Here is an 18,667-nt window from a genome sequence, read left to right as displayed (position 1 = left end):
AAAAGGAAATCAGATGGGTCGAGTTGCAGGAAAAGTAGCGTTTATCACTGGTGTCGCCCGAGGTCAGGGGCGTAGTCACGCTCTCCGGCTGGCCGAGGAGGGCGCGGACATCATCGGGATCGACATCTGCGCGCCGGTGGATAGCGTCACATATGACTTGGCAAGCCGAGACGACCTTTCGGAAACCAAGCGTCAAGTCGAGGCGCTCGGCCGCCGGATGGTGGCAGAGGTCGCGGACGTCCGCGACCCGCAGGCGATGTCGGAGGTTCTTGACCGGGGCGTCGCGGAGTTCGGTGGCCTCGATATCGTCGTCGCCAATGCCGGGATTGCCAGTTATGCGCCGGGGCACCTGATCACTGAGGACGCCTTTCGCGAAATGATCGACATCGATCTCACCGGGGTATGGCAGACGATTAAGATTGCCGTCCCGCATCTGGTCAGCCGCGGCGCGGGATCGATCACGATCATCAGTTCCGCCGCCGGGCTGATCGCACCCCAGAACCTGGCCCACTACGCAGCTGCCAAGCACGGGACGGTCGGTCTCATGCGGGCGTTTGCCAACGAACTTGCGCAGCACAGCATCCGGGTCAACAGTGTTCATCCGACCCAGGTCGACACCCCCATGATCATGCATGACGAGATCTACCGAATGTTCCGCCCCGATCTCGAGACCCCGACCCGTGAGGACATCGTCGGTGTGTCGACCGAGATGAATGCGCTGCCAGTCCCATGGGTCGATCCGGCGGATGTGTCCAACGCCGTCCTCTTCCTATCCTCCGACGAGGCGCGGTACATCACGGGTGCAACGCTGCCGGTCGACGCTGGAATCGTCGTAAAGGCATGAGGCCCCTCCCGCGCTGTTTACCGTCAGAAGGAGTTCTGTAATGAGTGATTCGTACAAGGTAGTGGGCCTGTGGTCCCAGCCCGAGGCATCTGACGTCGACGCGTTTGAGGAGCACTACACCTCAACGCATGTTCCTCTCGCAGCGGCCGTACCGGGACTTCGAAAGATCACGGTGGTCCGCGCAGACGGCGGGCTCAACGGAGCGGTACCGGCGTTTCACCGACTTGCTGAGATGCACTTCGATTCCCCCGATGCGCTGGCCACCAGTATGCGCTCCCCCGAGTGGCAAGCAATGCACGAAGACGCACAACGACTGATCTCCCGTTTCGGCGTAACCATGCAGGCACTTGCCGGCTGGGAAAACTGACTCGGTAGTCCGTATTCACACCCCAGAGGAGAAGACAGATGACAGGAAAGCTTGCAGGAAAAGTGGCTCTCATTACAGGGGCTGCCAGGGGTCAGGGACGCAGCCATGCCGTCCGGCTCGCCGAGGAGGGCGCGGACATCATCGCTTTGGATTTGTGTGCTCCGATCGGAACAGTGCACTATCCGCTGGCGACTCCGGATGATCTCGCTGAGACAGTGGCCGCGGTTGAGGCAACCGGCCGGAAGATTGTGTCCAGTAAGACGGATGTACGTGATGCTGATGCAGTCAATCGAGCCGTGGCTGACGGCATCGCGGAGCTGGGTCGTCTCGATGTGATCGTTGCTAATGCGGGCATCGCGCCGCAGTCGGTTCGCGAGAGCGATCAGTACCAGACCTTCCTGGACACTGTCGCAGTCAACCTGACCGGTGTGTACAACACCGTCCACGCCGGCGTCGACCAGATCATCGAGCAAGGCGAGGGCGGTTCCATCATCCTCACTGCATCGACTCAGGGGCTGACGGGCCGCGGGGGAAACGGCAGCGGCGCTCAAGATGGATACACCGCTTCCAAACACGGCGTCGTGGGGCTAATGAAGACCTGGTCGTTCTGGCTTGCGCCTAAGAACATCCGTGTGAACGCAATTGCGCCGACCGGCGTCAACACCCCGATGGCGGACAATGACGTAATCCGTGAGTGGCTTGAGCAGGATCCCGATGCGGCCGGTGTGATGGCCAACCAGATGCCGATCCCGGTCATCGAGGCGTCGGATGTGAGTAGCGCCGTCGCCTGGCTCGCGACCGACGACGCTCGCTACGTGACTGGGGTAGCCCTACCGGTCGACGCCGGCTTCCTCATCAAGTAACAGCTGCTTCAATCTAAGACAGGAACGATGATGCTCGGACTGGAAGACACCGCGAACAAGCTCTTCATCGGCGGTGAATGGCGCAAGGCTGGCGATGGAGAGATCGGGGAGCGTGTCAACCCGGCAAACGACCAAAGACTCGCGTCGATTCCACGCGCCAGTTCTCAAGACCTGGACGACGCACTTAGTTCCTCGGCCGATGCTTTTCGAGTCTGGGGACGCAAACCCGCTGTGCAGCGCGTCGAGGTTCTCCGCCGCGCAGCTGAACTGCTCCGGCAAAGAGCCGACGACATCGCCACCATCATCACCCTGGAGCAGGGAAAGACCCTCACCGAGGCATCTCTTGAGGTGGCATTGGCAGCAGAGACCTTTGAATGGTTCGCTGGGGAGTCTCTGCGCGCCGGGGGACAGGTCCTGCCGGCCCGGATCGCCCACTCTCGCCAAATGGTTATCACGCAGCCGGTCGGGCCAGTCCTCGCGATCGCACCGTGGAATTTCCCATTGTTGCTTCCCACTCGAAAGGTCGCGGCCGCGCTTGCAGCTGGATGCACTGTCATTGTGAAGCCGGCGGGAGAGACGCCCGGCGCAGTCCAGGCGCTGGCTCACGTCCTGTCTGATGCCGGACTCGAAGCGGGGGCGTTCAACGTCGTCCTCGGTGCATCTTCGGAGATCTCGGAGAAGTTGATCGGATCGCCGGTAATCCGAAAGATCAGCTTTACTGGGTCGACGGAGGTTGGAAGGCGTCTTTCGCAGCTTGCCGCAGACTACGCCAAGCCCAGCACTATGGAACTCGGTGGACACGCACCCGTGGTCGTTTTTGATGATGTGGACCTTGAGAAGGCGGTCGCGACTTGCCTCGCTGGCAAGACCCGTAACGCCGGCCAGGTCTGCACGTCGCCGACTCGATTCATAGTTCACGACCGCATCTTCGATGCCTTTGTGGCCGATTTCGGTAGGGCGCTGGAGGCTGTCTCGGTGGGCGACGGGTCCCACGAGGGAACGCAGATGGGACCGTTGGTGAACCATCGACGGGTACAGGCGATGGAGCAGATGGTCGACGATGCGGTCGGCCGCGGGGCGAAGCTGGTCACTGGTGGGAATCGGATCGGGGAGGCCGGGAGCTTCTTCCAGCCGACGCTGTTGGCTGACGTCCCAGTCGAAGCCGAGTCGATGCAAAGCGAGCCCTTTGGGCCCCTGGCGATCGTCAACCGCTTTGAGACGATCGATGAGGCGCTGGAGGAAAGTCACCGGCTAGACGTCGGCCTCGCAGCCTATGTCTTCACCGCATCCGCGAACACTGCCCTCACGATGAGTGATGCTCTGCAAGCCGGTGGCATCGGCATCAATTCGTTCTCGGTGTCGTCGATCGAAGCCCCGTTCGGAGGTATGAAAGACAGTGGTCACGGCTATGAGGGCGGTACCGAAGGTCTGCACGGCTACCTCCACCACAAGTACATCAACCATGTCGTGTAGGCGGGAAAGTTGAGCGGTTTCCCCGGTAGCCGACTGGGTGGACCCGGTCGATCAGCTGGCCCACGCTTTAAGAGGCGTGGGATTTGCGTGAACTGAGCGGCAAACCGGAGGCGGGGTCGCCGACGGAGGCCTCTGGCTGAGGAGCGGACGATGGTCGCTTTCTTCTCAACCAGAGGCTTTCGCCTTTGTTGCAGGCGCGTTGTCCAGTGGCCTTGAGTACTCTCTGTTGTTCTACGACGCAGGTGAGCTGATGAACTAGGGCAGAGCGCTCAAGGGGAGAGGATGATCTTCCCGATGGCATGCCCGGACTCTAGGAGCTTGTGCGCTTCTGGGGCCTTGGCGAGAGGGAATGTAGCCGCGATTGTCGGAAGGTCGACTCTTCCACCGGAGACCAGTTTGAGGAGGCCCCGAAAGTCGTCGGGGCTCCCCATGGTCGTGCCGAGCAGACTGTACTGACCGAAATAGAATGGCCGCACCTCGACCAACGCTTCTTGAGCGACGTTGGCGCCGAGGACAGCCAGACGCCCTCCCGGGCAGAGAGCACGGATCGAGAGTCTCCACAGGCCTGCGGGATCGAGCACGACATCGAAACCCTGCCCTCCGGGAGACAAGGCTTTTGCTCGCTCCGGCCATGTTGCATCTGTGTGGAGGACCCCGTCAAGGGCGCCTGCCCGACGTGCACTGTCCAGTTTGGCTTCAGATGAAGAGGTGACGAATACGCTGGCGCCCGCAGCCTTCGCCAAGGCCAGCGACATTGTGGAAACTCCACCGCTAGCCCCGATGATCAGCAGACTTTCGCCGCGCCCCAGTGCCGCTCGGGTGAATAGTGCACGGTAGGAAGTGACGCCGACGAGCGGGAGAGCAGCCGCTTGCTCCCATGTGTAACCAGTAGGTTTGGGCGCAAGGCATTCTGTCGGAACGGAAACGAACTCGGCGTACGTTCCAGGTTCGTGATCGCCGAGGATGGTGAAGTCGGCGGCCGGCGCATGGGGGCTTGTACCCCAGCCGAGAGATGGCAGGATCACTACTTCTTCACCCGTGTCAGTTCGGACGCCGGCCCCGTCGGCACCGGGAGTGTGAGGTAGTGGCGAACCGTACTGGCCTCTCCGCACTAGGACATCGTGCCAATTGAGCGCACTAGCTCTGAGCTCGACAACAGTCCATCCTGCCCTCGATTTCGGGCGATCAACTTCGGCGATTTCTAAAGAGTCCGGACCGCCGAACTTCTCCATCACAACAGCTTTCACCGAGCACCGCCTCCGACTACGATCTGTGTCGCTACTCGTTGCCCACAAGCCGAGCGGCTCACTGTCACCCGCTAGAGCTCCGGCTCAGCCTGCCGGTCGCCTCACGAACCGCAGCGGAGAGGTCGTCGAGTCGTTCGACAAACCTGGCTGATGGCCCGGCGATAGTCAGCACTCCTGCGACGGTCCGTCCATCGAAGATGGGTGCCGAAACGGCGTGGAGATCGGACAAGGTGTCGCCTCGGTTCACGGCGAGCCCCTCGTCGCGAACGCGCTGGAGATCACAGCTGACCCGGTCGCGCTCGGCAGGAAGAGGAAACGCCCGTTCCAAGAACCGATCCCGATAGGATGGTTGGGCATTGGCCAGAAAGCACCGGCCCGCGCTGGTGGGGTAGAGCGGTCGACGGGTACCGATGGCTGGGCTGTACCTGACTTCCTTGGCCGACTCAACGGCATCGGTGGTGACTATCGAGTCCCCTGCTAGGGCCACTAGCGTGACGGTTTCATCGAACTCGAGACTGAGTCCCTCCATCTCCGCGCGGATCGCATGGTCGATCCCAGTCTTCGGCAGCAACAGGGCTGGCAACGCCGGGCCCACGATGTATCGTCCGTCGTCGGTTGTAGAGAGATAACCGGTAGAGACGAGTCCGTGAACTAGGCCATGGACTGACGATCTGGGGGCAGACAGCTCCGCGACGATGTCGGTGAGTCTCACGCTTTGATCTGATCGGGAGACGAACTCCAGAATTCCGGCCACCCTAGACACCGTGCGGTGCTCGGCCGATGCCCCCGCCAGCGGCTCAGTCATCTTCATCCTGTCTGGTTGGTTATTGTTGGGTCTATTGAGGCTACGTGGGGCAGAGTTGTCATTGGACTAGTTGCCAAACCGCCCGGCCCGATTAGCGGGGTGCCAGTGCCAGGATCTTCTGTGCTTGGCGGAGATGGGGGGCGTCGAGCATCTTTCCCTCTAAGGCAACGGTCCCGGTGTCTTCTGATGCGAAGGCGGCCACGACGCGCTGGGCGTAGTCGATCTCTCCCACGGATGGTGTGAACGCCTCGTTGATCGCATCGACCTGGCCAGGGTGAATTGCGATCCGCCCGGTGAACCCTTCGGCCCGGGCTGCGCGAGTCGACTCCCGTAGTCCCTCGGTGTCGGTGATGTCGGAGTAGAGGGTTTCCACGGGCTGAACGCCCGCAGTCGCCGCCGCTAAGAGCATCTGAGATCGGGCGAACTGGTACGTATTTGCCCATGCGCCGTCCGGGCCCAGGTTGGTGCTGGCTCCAACCGTGGTGCTGAGGTCTTCTGCTCCCCAGGTGAAGCCGTAGACGCGCTTGCCTCCAGGATTGTTTGCGAGCGCAGACAGGTGCAGCGCCGCCCGGGGAGTCTCCGTGACGACTGGCAAGAGCCTGATGGATCCCTGCTCTACGTCGAACGCGACTTCCAGCGCGTCCAAGTGGTTGCTGACCGTCGCCAGGTCTTCAGGCCCGTCGATCTTCGGGAGCACGATTCCTGCAGGTGACACGGGCACGACCGCTGCGAGATCGTGCAGAGCGTGGGGGCTGCTCAAGGGATTGATCCGTATCCACATCTCGGGGTCGCTGGCAGCTCTTTCGCGGCTCGAGAGATAGCTGGTGCTGAGTTCCCGACCTAATGCTTTGCGGCTCTCGCTGACCGAGTCTTCTAAGTCGATGATGAGTGCATCAGCGAGTGTGCCAGCCGCTTTGGAGAGTTTGCGTTCGCTATCTGCTGGTACGAACAGCATTGATCGAAGTGGCCTGTTCATGCCGACTGGCCCCGATCGAGCTCGTCTGGGTTGGGATGCTTGCGCTGTAGACCCGATCGCTTGCACGAGGCGACCAGTTGATCGTGCTGGTTGTATGCGCGGTGCAGGAAGGTCACCACGCCTTGTCCGGGCCGGGACCGGGATTCACGCAGCTCGACCACCTCGGTGGATACGCGGATCGTGTCGCCGTGGAAAAGCGGGGTGGGAAAGCGCACCTCGTCCCACCCGAGGTTTGCCACTGCTGTGCCGAGAGTGGTGTCGCCCACCGAGATCCCCACCATCAGGCCCAGAGTGAAGGCACTGTTGACGATGCGCCTTCCGAACTCGGTGCCCTTCATGTACTCCTCGTCGAGGTGTAGCTGAGCGGGGTTGTGGGTCATCGCGGTGAAAAGCACGTTGTCGGTCTCGGAGACCGTTCGCCTGATGGCATGGTCAAATGTCTGACCGACGCTCAACTCATCGAACCAAAGTCCCGGCATGGATCTGTCCTTTCAAGATGGGGAAGTGGGTCAGTAGCTTCGCGGCAGTCCGAGGACATGGGAGCCCAGGAAGTTGAGGACCATTTCCTGGCTGATCGGGGCGATCCGAGTCAGTCGGGCCTCGCGGAAATACCTTGCCACGTTGTATTCCTCGGAGTAGCCCATGCCGCCGTGCGTCTGCAGTGCCCTATCCGCCGCCTCAAATCCTGCTTCAGCGCACAGGTATTTGGCTGTATTGGCCTCGCGGGCACAGGGAAGGCCGTTGTCGTAGAGCCAGGTGGCTTTGCGCAGCATCAGCTCGGCAGCATCGAGCTTGGCCAGCGAGTCAGCGAGCGGGAATTGGATTCCTTGGTTCTTACCTATCTGGCGTCCGAAGACTTCACGTTCGTTGCCGTAGTTCACCCCTGCCCGCAGAGCTGCGCGTCCGATGCCGAGGGCTTCGGCGGCGATGAGCATGCGCTCCGGATTAAGACCGTCGAGGATGTAGCGGAATCCCTCTCCTTCGTCCCCAACGCGGTCCTCGAGGGGGACCTCGAGGTTGTCAATGAACAACTCGTTGGAGGTCACCGCGTTACGGCCCATTTTCTTGATCGGGCGAATGTCGACTTTGTCGCGGTCGAGATCGGTCAGAAACAAGGTCATACCGTCGGTCTTGCGCTTGGAATCGCCGAACTTCTGGGTCCTGGTGAGCAGCAGAATCTTCTCGGATTCGACGGCCTTGGAGATCCACACCTTGCGGCCATTGACCAGGTATTTGTCGCCGTCACGCTTAGCGAAGGTGGTGATCTTGGTGGTGTCCAGGCCGGCGCCCGGCTCTGTTACCCCGAAGCACACGTGCAAATCGCCGGTGACGATTCGGGGAAGGGTTCGCTGTTTGAGATCTTCGCTGCCGTGGACGATGACGGGATGCATGCCGAAGATAGACAAGTGCATTGAGCTCGCACCGTTCATCCCTGCACCTGAAGCGGCCACCTGCTCCAAGATGAGCGAAGCTTCGGTGATCCCGTATCCATGACCGCCATACTCTTCCGGGGTCGTGATCCCTAGCCATCCCCCTTCGGCGAAGGCGTTGTAGAACTCGTGCGGGAACTCCTGGGAAGCGTCTTTTTCCTGCCAATATTGATCGTCAAACTTGGCCGCGAGCTCGGTAACGGCCTGGCGAATCGTGTTCTGGTCGTCGGTCAGAGTGAAGTTCATCTGTTGCGCCAATCTGTGATGGCCACTCCGGCGTGAACAGCTGCGGAGTGCGCATAGAGGGGGCGAGTGGTTGTTATCGCAGGGCAGTTAGGGCACTTCGAATCCCATCCAGTGCCTCGGGATTCTCCGCACTGGACATGTCGCCGGGGTTTGCGTCGGTGGCGACGGCGCGGACAGCTCGGCGAAGGATCTTCGCCGAGCGGGTCTTGGGCAGTGCGGGTACAGCGATGACCTCGCTCGGCGCAAATGGCTTGCCTACGTTGTCAGCGACGAGTTCTCGTAGCTCCGCCGCAACTGCGTTGGGGTCGGAGCCATCCCGCGGTACCCAAAACACCCAGACGGTCTCGCCCTTCTTCGGGTCAGGAACGCCGACAGCGGCAGACTCGGCAACTGCAGGGTGTGTGGCGATAGCCGATTCGATCTCAGCCGGAGCCAATCGTTTGCCGGCGACGTTCATCACATCGTCGGACCGGCCCAGGATGTACCAGGTCCCATCTGCCTCGTCGATTAGCGCAAAGTCCCCGTGGCACCAGATGCCTTCAAATCTGGACCAGTACGACTCGAGGTACCTGTCGTGATCACGCCAAACGCTGCGTGTCATCGACGGCCAGGGCGTGCGGCAGACCAACTCTCCGATTTCTCCGCGCAGTGGCAGACCCTGGTCGTCGACCACATCAACGTTCATCCCCAGTGAGGGCCCTCCCAGCGAGCAACTGGGTATCGGTTCCACCGGATATGGAGCAAGGAAGGAACCGCCGACCTCGGTGCCGCCGGAGAAATTAATGACCGGAACTCGGCCTCCGAACACGTCAGAGGCAAGCCAATCATAGGAATCGGAATCCCACGGCTCCCCCGTTGACCCCAAAGTCTGTACCGATGACAAGTCGTAGGTGGCGATGGTGTCCATTGCGGTGGCACGGAGCGCTCGAACCAGCGTCGGCGAGACGCCCAACATCGTTATCTTGTGGCGCTCCACGAACTGCCAGAGCCGGTAGTCATCTGGGACGTCCGGTGACCCTTCGTATAAGACCAGAGCCGCACCGTTCGCGTGCGCCCCGATTGTCGCGAGCGGTCCCATCACCCAGCCCATATCGGTGATCCAACAGAACTTGTCTCCTTGCTTGATGTCGAAGGAGTACGCCACCTCGGTGGCGACTTTCACCGTGAAGCCCGCGTGAGTGTGAACCGCGCCTTTCGGCTTACCCGTGGTGCCTGATGTGTAGCCCAGCATGAACGTCTGCATCGCCGGTAGACGGGCAGGGCTCTGTGCTTGCCCTGATCTGACGAGAGAGTCCCACGTCGTTACCTGCGCGCAAGTGTCCGGGAACTCACTAGCATCTAGGTTGGGAACTGTCACCACAGTGGTGACAGAAGGACAGCTCGAGAGTGCCTGAGCCATCGCATTCGCCATATCGATTCGCCGATTTCGGCGGACCGTGCCGTCTGCAACGATCACCGCCTTGGCTGCGGCGTCATTGATGCGAGCAGAAATCGCAGGTGACGCAAACCCAGAGAACAGAGGTACGGCGATCGCGCCGATGCTTGCGACGGCATAGAAGGCGACCACTGCTTCCGGGATCATTGGCAGGTAGATCGCCACTGCGTCCCCCGCCGAAATACCGAGCGCCGTCATGCCCGCCGCGGCAGCCGAAACCTGCTCGCCGAGTTCCGCGAAAGTCAGCGTGGTGACAGTTCCGCTCTCGTCCTCATGGATCACCGCAAGCTCATTTGGCGAAGCATCCAGCCATCGTGAGATACAGGCGTCTACGAGATTGAATTCTGCTCCAACAAACCAGTCGGGGTTTTCGACTCCCAGCGAGAGATCAAGCACCCGGTTGTAAGGCGTAGAGAAAGGAATGCTCAGGTCACGAACTGCAGCATCCCAGTACCACTGCGGATCCTTCATCGACCGAGTGCGCAATTCGGTGATCGAGCTGATGCCGTGCGAGCGGCCTAGGCGGGTCACATTGGCGGTAGCGGTTCTCGCCGCCGTCGGCTGCCAAACGTAGGGAGTCATCGCGCCGCCCACTCCTTGGTCGCTGCGATTGCGGATTCTTGGGCAACGCCGGAGTCGATCAGGTGATCAATTTGGTCGCCATCTAGACCAATGTCGTCGAGCACTGCTCTGGTGTCGGCGCCACGTGGGCGCGGCGTTGAGCGGACTGTCCCTGGGGTGGCGCTCATCTTAATGGGGATGCCAATCGCCCGATATTGGCCCTGCTCAATCACCATCTGGCGATGACGAACGTGTTCATCACGTAGTACTTCGCCTACATCGCGGACGGCCGATGCGGGGATTCCTCGATTAAGGAGCTCCCTGGCTAGCGCTTCCTTGGAGAAGCATGCAGTTCTCGAGTTTAGAACTGCGGTCAGGCCCGGCAGATGTGCCAAACGGTCAGCGTTGGTTTGGAAGCGGGCATCGTCGGCGAGCTCAGGCGCGCCGAGAGTATCGACTAGTCCGCGGAACTGCCTGTCGTTCCCAACTCCGATGAAAACCTGCCCATCCAGGGTGTTGAAGGTGTCGTAAGGCGCAACAGTCGGATGGGCCGAGCCTGTCCTCACGGGGATCCGGCCGTCAGTGAGGTTCGAAGCGGAATGCGGGTGCAGTAGCGAAACAGCGGTGTCAGCGAGCGTGCAGTCGACTATCTGACCGCGCTCCGTGCGATCGCGGGCTGCAAGTGCGAGCAGAATGCCGCTGAAAGCGTAGAGGCCGGTGACCATGTCGACAATCGGCACGCCGACGCGCAGTGCGGGGCCATCGGCTTCTCCGTTGATGCTCATGAGGCCGCCGAAGGCTTGGGCTACCGCGTCGTACCCCGGCATGCCTCCCATCGGTCCGTCGGCGCCGAAGCCAGTTATCCGCCCGACGATCAGTCGCGGAAAGTTCGTCAGCAAGTACTCGTCGGAAAACCCCCAGCGTGCCAAGGTCCCGGTCTTGAAGTTCTCGACGACCACGTCCGTACGTGCAAGAAGTTCGGCTAGGACCTCCTGCCCTTCTTGTGTGCTCAAGTCCAGACAGATATTGGTCTTGTTGCGGTTGATGGCACTGAAGTACGCGCTCTGATCAGTATCAACGAACGGGGGACCCCACTTGCGCGTGTCGTCACCTGCGGGTGGTTCGACCTTGATGACCTCGGCGCCGTGATCGCCGAGAAGCTGGCAACACAATGGGCCGGCCAGCACCCTGGATAGGTCCAGGACTCGCAGGCCCGACAAGCTCTCATTGCTCGTTCTCATGTTCATCGCCCCACTCGAAGATTCGTCTATATGAACTGTGCTGACGTATATGCGACCTATCCTCGCTGTGATGCCCGGCACTGTCAAGCGGTGATTGGGAGCGCGGTGAGGCGGGCGAGTATGCCGGGGGAGCGTGGGCCCGGCGGTCCAGAGCTCCTGGCGTTCTGCGGCGGGCGGGTGACCAACGGTGTTCGGCGACTGGGGCAGTCAGAAGTGAGGGTTCGCGACCGTGGCCGAAACGTGGTTCGCAATCTCTAAGGGGACGTGGGTTGGCCGTCCCGCGTGTAGGCCAGCCCCTCGGCGGGTTCGGGCCACCCGGGGGCCCCAGGCGCAAGTGAAGTCGCAGTTGCTGGCCCGTCGCCGAGTTCCAGGAGCGGGCTGGTCCAAAACGCTACGACGCGTCCAGTTCACCCACGTCAGCCTTGGGGAAAGGTCTGGCGGCGCGTTTCGAGCCGCCATCTAACGCTTCGCGGAATATGCGAAGAGTCGCAAGGAGGCGAATCCCGACGAAAGGTCGCAGCTAAGAGCAGTTGCCCCCATGCTGTCGTGGCTTGAGTCCGAAACCTCACATCCGACATGCGGCGACTTCAACCCGCCTACGCGCAGGAAGGAGCTGCGGGCGACTCGGGGAGAGGCTGAGTTCGCGTATTCGACAACTCGACACCCTCGACTTGTCATAAGGTTTGGTTATCGGTGCCGATCCGCGTCTTAATCGATGCTGCCGCAGCGTCTCGTCGAGCGCACCTCTAGGGCTGCGTGTCTTTCTCAGTGGTGGTCACACGGTCGGTGGCGTCGAGGTAGGCGGTATCGCGTAGGGCTGCCTCGAGAACCTGGAAATACGGAAGGCGCAGTTCGGCAGCCATGCCGTCGAGCGTGGTTCGGGTCGGCAGGCCGCGCAGGCCGTGGGTGCGCCACAGGTGCAGATTTTGGCGGGTGATCCCGATCCGGCGAGCCAGCTCGGACTCGCTGACGCCGTAAGCGCGTTTGTGGGCGTCGATGAGCTCGACCAGGCGAGGGGTCTCCATAGCTTCGAGTGTCCACCTGCGCTGCGGTTGTCGTCAAGTGATAATATACGGTTTCGACAAGCGATACTTTACATAACGCGTCTTATCGGCGCCGGCGGGTAGTGCGTCCCCGAACGCTCGGCGGCGACTTGGCGTGGGACGGGGTCACTTGTAGACGTCGCCGCGGTGCCCAATGCGCAGCACGAGCACAACGAGGGCGTCGTCTTCGATGTCGTAGATGATGCGGTAGTCGCCAACGCGGATGCGTAGTTCACCTTCGCCTCCGGCGAGCTGAATCGCGCCGGGCGGTCGCGGTGTCACCGCGAGGGCTTCGATGGCGCGGACGATTCGCTTTTGTTCGGTGGGGTGAACTTTGCGGAGGGCTTTGGCGGCCGAGGGTTTATAGGTGATCGAGTAGGGCATCAGCGAGTGGGGCGCGCAGACTCAGAGTCCCAGTTCTGCCTTGAGGTCCTCGTGGGAGATGCTGTCGTCCTCGCGGCGGGCCTCGGCTGCGCCGCGAACGTCGGCCTGATCCTCCAGGGCCTGCAGCGCGCGGTCGAAGAACTCAGGAGAGACGACGACGGCGCGACGACGGCTGCCTCGGCTGAGGACCTCGACCGGCGCCCGCTGTGCGGCGTCGAGTACCTCGCTCTGGTTGGCGCGGAAGTTGCTAAGCGTCGTGGTCACCATGACACCAATAGTACATCTTGTACAAGTCTCGGTCGACTAGGTGGTGTCCCTAGTGGTCTGGGCGGCGGGATCGTCTCATCTGTTCTGACCTGCACACTTGACTGAATCTGCGAATAGCGGCGACGGAGATGTTCAAGTGATCGCGCTAAGAGGAGCCTGGGAGGCCTTGATAAATTCACGATCCCGGCCGGTGGCATGTTCGGGGTTTTCGACCGCAGATGTTCTGGATGTACCGGTGGATGCTTAGCGCTGGTCAGAGGAGGTCGACCACGACGTTCTTGAGCACGGAGGCGTCGTCGCGCTCGGCCACGGTCGCCGCCACGAGTAGCCGCGAACCCTCTTGCCACACGCGGATGCGCATGGTCTCACCGGGGAAGAAGATCCCGCCGAAGGTCACGCCGTAGCCGCCGACGCGGGCGACGTCGCCGCCGAGCACCTGATCCACGACCGCGCGCAGGACCAGGCCGTACGAGCACAGTCCGTGGAGGATCGGGCGCGGGAACCCGGCGGCCTCGGCGAACGCTGGGTCGGAGTGCAGCGGGTTGCGGTCGCCGCAGAGGCGGTAGAACAGCGCCTGCTGGGGGAGCGTGGCGACCTCCATGGTGTGGTCGGCCTCGCGCTCGGGGTACTCGACCTTCTCGGAGGTGCCTCGTTCGCCGCCGAAGCCGCCCTCGCCGCGGGCGAAGATGCCCGAGCGCGAGGTCCACAGCTTCTCTCCGTCGGCGGAGACCGTCTCGGACTCCTGGACGATGACTGCGGCCGATCCCTTGTCCTGGATCTCGGCGATGGTCGTGGTCGTCGTCGCCGTCCCGGCGGGCGAGATGGGGCGGTGCAGCCGGACCGACTGGCTGCCGTGGACGACCTTGGCCAGGTCGAACTCCACTCCCGGGAAGGACACGCTGGGCGCCTCGGTGACGTTCATCGTCGCCGCGACGGTCGCGAAGGACGGCAGCACCTTGGGGTCGGTGTCCTGGACGTACGCCAGGCCGGTGGTGTTCATCGGGTCGGCGGCCGCACCCACCGACAGCGCGTACAGCGCCACGTCGGAGGCGGTCCAGGAGAACTCCTGCGAGGGCAGCTGGGCCCCGAGGGCGGTGTCGAGGTCGATCGGCACGTCATACTCCAGTCTTGTGGATGCTAATGGTGGACTCGGTGGCGGTCACGTCGACGGGCATGAGCTCCGCGGCGAGAAAGCCGAGATCTTCGCGGAACCGTCTGAACGGCATGCGGCCACAGCCTGTTGTCGAGACAGCGCGGGTGCAGGTTCTCTGTAGCGAGGCGCCCATCAATGAGTTTCATTCGTGAAGTAGTCACTCTCGACATGTCCCAGCAGTGCCTGGCCGGGTCGATCTGATCGGCCGCGGTCGATCCTGAATGGGGGACTTGCAGGAGCGCCACCAGTGCCGGGTGACGGGAGCTGTCTGGCGCTGTCAACGAGAATGCCAGCCCAAGACAGGTCAAATCAGCGCCCATCCGGAGGGTGACTAGCTCGCCACTTTGGGCCTAGACGGCCGTCTTGATCGTGCCGGTGGGGCGGGACGGACTACCTTCTGCTTTCCTGTGACCGACTGTCAGGGGCCAGGTCACAGATCGAGGACTAGTCGACTGCATGCCGCACGGGAAACGCAGATCATCATCGTGGCGTTGGACGCTCGCTCGGATGCGTCCAACACAGAGTCTCTGTGGTCTACCGACCCCTCCAGGACCGGGATCTCACAGGTCCCGCACGTGCCTTCACCACATGAAGTTAGCGCGTCGATTCCTTCATCCAGGACGACATCAAGGATGCTGCGGTCCGGGGGGACGGTCAGTGTCATCCCGGTTGTCGCCAGCTCGATCTCGAAGGGTTTGCTCTCCCCGTGTTGTGCGGACTCCTGGGGGACGAACCGCTCGGTTCTGACGTTGGCATCCGGCCACGAGCTGCAGTGCTCCGTGACGGCGTTGAGAAGGGGCTCAGGTCCGCAACAGTAGACCGCCTTCCCAAGCTCGGACTCGCCAAGGATCTCTCCTACGTCGAGCATTCCGTAGGCGTCCTGGGGCACCAATTCGACCTTGCTTCCGAAGGTGTCCTGAAGGAAGTCTGCGTAAGCCATCGTTTCCCGGGATCGGCCACCGTAGATCAGTTGCCAGTCCTGACCGGATGCCTCTGCCTGGGTCACCATCGGGAGGATCGGGGTGATCCCAATGCCGCCGGCGATGAAGATGAACTTGGAGGCGGGACGGAGCTCGAAGTGATTCCGGGGGCCACGTACTCGCACGTCATCCCCCTCCTTCACTTGATCATGAACGTACTGTGAGCCCCCACGTCCGTCCGGTTCACGAAGGATGGCGATGCGCCATGCCTGTCGGTCGTCGGGGTCGCCGCACAGTGAGTATTGGCGGACAAGGCCCGAATCGAGGACCAGGTCGATATGCGCCCCCGGTGTCCATGCTGGCAGGTCGATTCGTGAGGGGTGCACCAGCTCCAACTCGACGACGCCAGTCGCGCAATCGCGTCGGTGCCGCACCTGTAGAGAGAATTCGGTGGGGAAGACTGCGGTCATTGTTCGGTCACCTTCACAGTGCTGGTTCTTGAGAGGAATTGGGCTTGGGACAGGGATGCGGCATCCGTTAGTGCCGATTCTTTAGGTAGGAAGTGGCCGCGGTTCGAGGCGTCGTCGAGAGGGATTGACGCTGGTCCAGGCATTCGCGATGAGTCGATGGGTCTCGCGGTCGAGGTAGTCGTCGAGTGCGGCGGACTGCGCATCGAGGAGATTTGCTTTCATCGCCCGCAGGGCACCGGGGTCGACGCTGGCGAGGCGTCTCGCCCGCGCATGCACCTGTGGGAGGAGTTCGTCCGGCTCGAAAACTGCGTTGACCAGACCGATCTCCCGGGCGGTGTCGGCGCTCAGTTTGTCGGGGAGCAGGAACAATTCGGCGGTACGAGCGGCTCCGAGGATGCGGTCGGCGAACCATATTGCGCCGAGTTCGCCTGGTAGCGAGTTGTCGGCAAAGGCGGTATTGAACCGCGCGTGCCGCGCCGCGAAGCGAAGGTCGGTGGCTAATGCGATCGCCAAACCTGCCCCGGCGCATCCGCCGTTCACCGCTGCGATTGTCGGGATGGGCATCCGGTGGATTCGACGGATTACGTGTACCGCCAGTTCGACCTGTGTCCGGTGCGCGTCGGGTGAGCGCTCCCAATGTGCAGTGACAGATGCGCCGTTCCCGGCCATGCCGCCGATGTTGAAGTGGCGTCCCCGCCCGGTGAGGACAAGTACGCGGGCCTCGGAATCCGCTGAGACGCGGTCGAGTGCGTCGCTGAGCGCGGTGACCTGCTCGGTGGTGAAGGCGTTACCCCGGTCGGGACGGTTGAACTCGAGCTGAGCTATTCCGTTCGTGACTGAGATCGCGATGTCGGGGTCCACGTCCTCCTCCTTTCCTTAACTGTCTGAATCGCTACCGTGTCCTCGCTTAGCGATACGTACCGTATCGTATAGAAATCGAGTGACCTACGCAACAGTGACGGAAGGAAGTCGCAGGTGGGATCTCGGCAGATTGGCGGATCCGTGTCTCGCGAACCGATGGGTGGCTGGCACCCTTGGCGGCCCCTAGTAGATTCCGGGGTTATGAGCGCCATGGAGCAGGACGACACCATCCCTGGGGACGAGCACGGTCTTGAGGGGGACGACTCCAAGGAGGTTACGAAGACCAGTCGTCAACCTTTGAAGAATCAGGGGAGACCTCGAAGCGAAAAGGCGCGTCAAGCGATTCTCGATACGACGCTGAAGCTCTTGGGCGAGCGAACTCTCAGTGAGTTGGCCATCGAGGAGATCGCCTCGGGTGCGGGCGTGGGAAAGACGACGATTTACCGCTGGTGGCCGACCAAGATTGCCCTAGTGCTCGAAGCGGTCGAACTCCTACCCGAGATGGTCGCCCCGGACACAGGGAGCCTTGCCGAAGACCTCCGCGGGCTCTACAGGCAAGAGAGCGAACTCCTGTTCGAGACCCCTGTCGGTCAGGTGATGGCGTACTTTGCTGCCGACCAATCGCCCCAGCGGGACCCCGCGGTGCGGGACTTCTTTGAACGGCGGCTGACGTCGGTCTTCGACATGTTCGGCAGAGCTATGGAAAGAGGTGAGCTCCCCGCGGAGTCGGACCGCGAGGAGCTCATCTACCTGGCTCTTGGCCCCATCGTCAACCGAGTCTTCTTCGCCACCAACCCCCCGGATGACGCCTTTATCGATCTCGTCGTCGACACCGTCCTGACCGGTTACCCAGTGGCGCTGGAACGACGAAACGCCAAGGCTTGAGCAACACGCATCATGCTCCCCCCGCCCCGGTGCGCGAGATCACCGGCGGCAAAAGGCCCGGACCGCCAGCATCCAGCAGCTCTTCAGCCAGGTGCGCGGTGAGGTAGCAGTTGTCCCACCAGGTCAGTTGAAGTTGCTTGGCGCGCCGCGAGTAGAGCTGAACATCCACGTCGAGGGTAAAACCAATGCCCCCGAACACCTGGTGAGCAACCGCGGCTGCATCCCGGTAAACCTGGCAGCACCGCTGCTTGGTCATCGCAGCAAGCACACGTGCATCGCATTGTGCATCGATGGCCCACGCTGCCTCATACATGAGGCTCGTCGCGCCCTCTACCGCCACAAGAGTGTCGACAAGGGGGTGGGCAATCGCTTGATTGGCACCGATGGGCCGACCAAATTGTTCCCGATGCTTGGCGTAGTCGGTAGCCATGTCGAGAGCTTGTCGAGCGCCTCCGCACGCGTACGCGGCGAGCGCGACGGCCGTCTCGAGCATCTGCTCCCTCAGTAGCGACCACCCTTCGCCCATCTCGCCGATTCTGCTCCCGCTGGACAAGGTCACGTCCAGAGCGAGCGAGTGGACCGGCTCACCAGCCATGGTGCGGTGTGGTTCCGTGGACGTCCCCGGGCCGGCGGGAATGAGGTACAGATCGATATCTTCGCTTTCGCAGCTCCTGGCGACGACGATGAAGGCGTCGGCCCGGTCGCCGAACGGCACCAGGGCCTTTGAACCCTGGAGCCGGACCTTGTCGCCATCAGGTGTTGCTTGCAGACGGATCTCGTCTGGGAAGTAGCCACCGGCACCCTCGAGCCAGGCGATCGACACGAGGGCACTGCCGTCCGCGATTCGGGGAAGCCACTCGGCGCGCTGGGCGTCGGACCCCCCGCGTGCAATCAGCCCGCCAGCCAGGACTGATGAAATAATCGGTGTGATGGGGGCAGCGGCCCGTCCCAATTCCTGTGCGAGCAGGCTCATCTCGATCAGACCCGCCCCCAGTCCGCCGTGCTCTTCCGGCAGCGTGAGACCGAGGAGTCCAGCTGATGCCAGGTGGGTCCACAGGAGGGAAGGGAACGGGTCGCCGTTGAGCTCCGTCTGGCGGACCGTTTCGGAGTCGCAACCTGACTCGCACATCGAACGAACGGTGTCGGCCAGCATCTGCTGCTCTGGGGAAAAGGTGAAATCCATTCGTGGTGGTCCT

Annotated in this window: 19 protein-coding genes; 5 read left to right on the top strand and 14 right to left on the bottom strand. The window is 62.1% G+C overall.

Annotation, left to right across the window (positions count from 1 at the left end; genetic code table 11):
* The first annotated feature begins 13 nt into the window (after nt 1-13).
* From L8M95_RS09625 to L8M95_RS09610, 4 genes are read left to right on the top strand one after another with little or no spacing between them, the layout of a single operon-like run.
* On the top strand, nt 14-844 hold the full coding sequence (locus L8M95_RS09625) for a mycofactocin-coupled SDR family oxidoreductase (protein WP_260485929.1): 831 nt from the start codon (nt 14-16) through the stop codon (nt 842-844).
* A 40-nt stretch (nt 845-884) separates the two neighbouring features.
* Complete coding sequence (locus tag L8M95_RS09620) at nt 885-1,211, top strand: EthD family reductase (RefSeq protein ID WP_260485928.1); 327 nt, start codon at nt 885-887, stop codon at nt 1,209-1,211.
* A 38-nt stretch (nt 1,212-1,249) separates the two neighbouring features.
* Nucleotides 1,250-2,074, top strand: a complete 825-nt coding sequence (locus L8M95_RS09615; protein WP_260485927.1) for a mycofactocin-coupled SDR family oxidoreductase — start codon at nt 1,250-1,252, stop codon at nt 2,072-2,074.
* A gap of 27 nt (nt 2,075-2,101) precedes the next feature.
* A complete protein-coding gene (locus L8M95_RS09610) occupies nt 2,102-3,547 on the top strand; it encodes an NAD-dependent succinate-semialdehyde dehydrogenase (protein WP_260485926.1) in 1,446 nt (481 codons plus the stop codon).
* A 269-nt stretch (nt 3,548-3,816) separates the two neighbouring features.
* Here the strand turns inward: L8M95_RS09610 and L8M95_RS09605 are convergent, their stop codons facing one another.
* The 13 genes from L8M95_RS09605 to L8M95_RS09545 all read right to left on the bottom strand — a co-directional run bounded on the left by L8M95_RS09605 (nt 3,817) and on the right by L8M95_RS09545 (nt 16,586).
* Nucleotides 3,817-4,794 (bottom strand): zinc-binding dehydrogenase, encoded by a 978-nt coding sequence (locus L8M95_RS09605; RefSeq protein WP_260485925.1) that lies wholly within the window; start codon nt 4,792-4,794, stop codon nt 3,817-3,819.
* A gap of 64 nt (nt 4,795-4,858) precedes the next feature.
* On the bottom strand, nt 4,859-5,599 hold the full coding sequence (locus tag L8M95_RS09600; protein WP_260485924.1) for an IclR family transcriptional regulator: 741 nt from the start codon (nt 5,597-5,599) through the stop codon (nt 4,859-4,861).
* Nucleotides 5,600-5,690: 91 nt separating this feature from the next.
* A complete protein-coding gene (locus L8M95_RS09595; protein WP_396118633.1) occupies nt 5,691-6,554 on the bottom strand; it encodes an HpcH/HpaI aldolase/citrate lyase family protein in 864 nt (287 codons plus the stop codon).
* 17 nt (nt 6,555-6,571) lie between these two features.
* The gene (locus tag L8M95_RS09590) at nt 6,572-7,054 is read right to left on the bottom strand and encodes a MaoC family dehydratase (RefSeq protein WP_260485922.1); all 483 of its coding nucleotides are present in this window, start codon (nt 7,052-7,054) and stop codon (nt 6,572-6,574) included.
* A 30-nt stretch (nt 7,055-7,084) separates the two neighbouring features.
* A complete protein-coding gene (locus L8M95_RS09585; protein ID WP_260485921.1) occupies nt 7,085-8,251 on the bottom strand; it encodes an acyl-CoA dehydrogenase family protein in 1,167 nt (388 codons plus the stop codon).
* Nucleotides 8,252-8,324: 73 nt separating this feature from the next.
* Nucleotides 8,325-10,268, bottom strand: a complete 1,944-nt coding sequence (locus tag L8M95_RS09580) for an AMP-binding protein (RefSeq protein WP_260485920.1) — start codon at nt 10,266-10,268, stop codon at nt 8,325-8,327.
* Nucleotides 10,265-11,494, bottom strand: a complete 1,230-nt coding sequence (locus L8M95_RS09575; protein WP_260485919.1) for a CaiB/BaiF CoA-transferase family protein — start codon at nt 11,492-11,494, stop codon at nt 10,265-10,267. Before L8M95_RS09575 ends, L8M95_RS09580 begins: the two co-directional genes overlap by 4 nt.
* Nucleotides 11,495-12,234: 740 nt before the next feature.
* Nucleotides 12,235-12,513, bottom strand: a complete 279-nt coding sequence (locus L8M95_RS09570) for an XRE family transcriptional regulator (protein ID WP_260485918.1) — start codon at nt 12,511-12,513, stop codon at nt 12,235-12,237.
* Nucleotides 12,514-12,657: 144 nt separating this feature from the next.
* Nucleotides 12,658-12,915 (bottom strand): type II toxin-antitoxin system RelE/ParE family toxin, encoded by a 258-nt coding sequence (locus tag L8M95_RS09565; protein ID WP_260485917.1) that lies wholly within the window; start codon nt 12,913-12,915, stop codon nt 12,658-12,660.
* 21 nt (nt 12,916-12,936) lie between these two features.
* A complete protein-coding gene (locus L8M95_RS09560) occupies nt 12,937-13,182 on the bottom strand; it encodes a type II toxin-antitoxin system Phd/YefM family antitoxin (protein WP_260485916.1) in 246 nt (81 codons plus the stop codon).
* Between the two features lie 253 nt (nt 13,183-13,435).
* Nucleotides 13,436-14,296 (bottom strand): MaoC/PaaZ C-terminal domain-containing protein, encoded by an 861-nt coding sequence (locus tag L8M95_RS09555; protein ID WP_260485915.1) that lies wholly within the window; start codon nt 14,294-14,296, stop codon nt 13,436-13,438.
* 469 nt (nt 14,297-14,765) lie between these two features.
* Nucleotides 14,766-15,725, bottom strand: a complete 960-nt coding sequence (locus L8M95_RS09550; RefSeq protein ID WP_260485914.1) for a PDR/VanB family oxidoreductase — start codon at nt 15,723-15,725, stop codon at nt 14,766-14,768.
* An 81-nt stretch (nt 15,726-15,806) separates the two neighbouring features.
* On the bottom strand, nt 15,807-16,586 hold the full coding sequence (locus tag L8M95_RS09545; protein WP_260485913.1) for an enoyl-CoA hydratase/isomerase family protein: 780 nt from the start codon (nt 16,584-16,586) through the stop codon (nt 15,807-15,809).
* A gap of 201 nt (nt 16,587-16,787) precedes the next feature.
* Between L8M95_RS09545 and L8M95_RS09540 the strand changes: the two genes are divergently transcribed.
* Nucleotides 16,788-17,471, top strand: coding sequence for a TetR/AcrR family transcriptional regulator (locus L8M95_RS09540; RefSeq protein ID WP_260485912.1), 684 nt, complete (start codon nt 16,788-16,790; stop codon nt 17,469-17,471).
* A 10-nt stretch (nt 17,472-17,481) separates the two neighbouring features.
* Here L8M95_RS09540 and L8M95_RS09535 read toward each other — a convergent pair whose 3' ends face one another.
* A complete protein-coding gene (locus L8M95_RS09535; RefSeq protein ID WP_260485911.1) occupies nt 17,482-18,654 on the bottom strand; it encodes an acyl-CoA dehydrogenase family protein in 1,173 nt (390 codons plus the stop codon).
* Nucleotides 18,655-18,667 lie beyond the last annotated feature (13 nt).

This window comes from Dietzia sp. B32, from assembly GCF_024732245.1.
Taxonomy (GTDB): domain Bacteria; phylum Actinomycetota; class Actinomycetes; order Mycobacteriales; family Mycobacteriaceae; genus Dietzia.
Note: the sequence above shows the minus strand (reverse complement) of the source record. Positions and strands in the feature narration are given on the sequence as shown.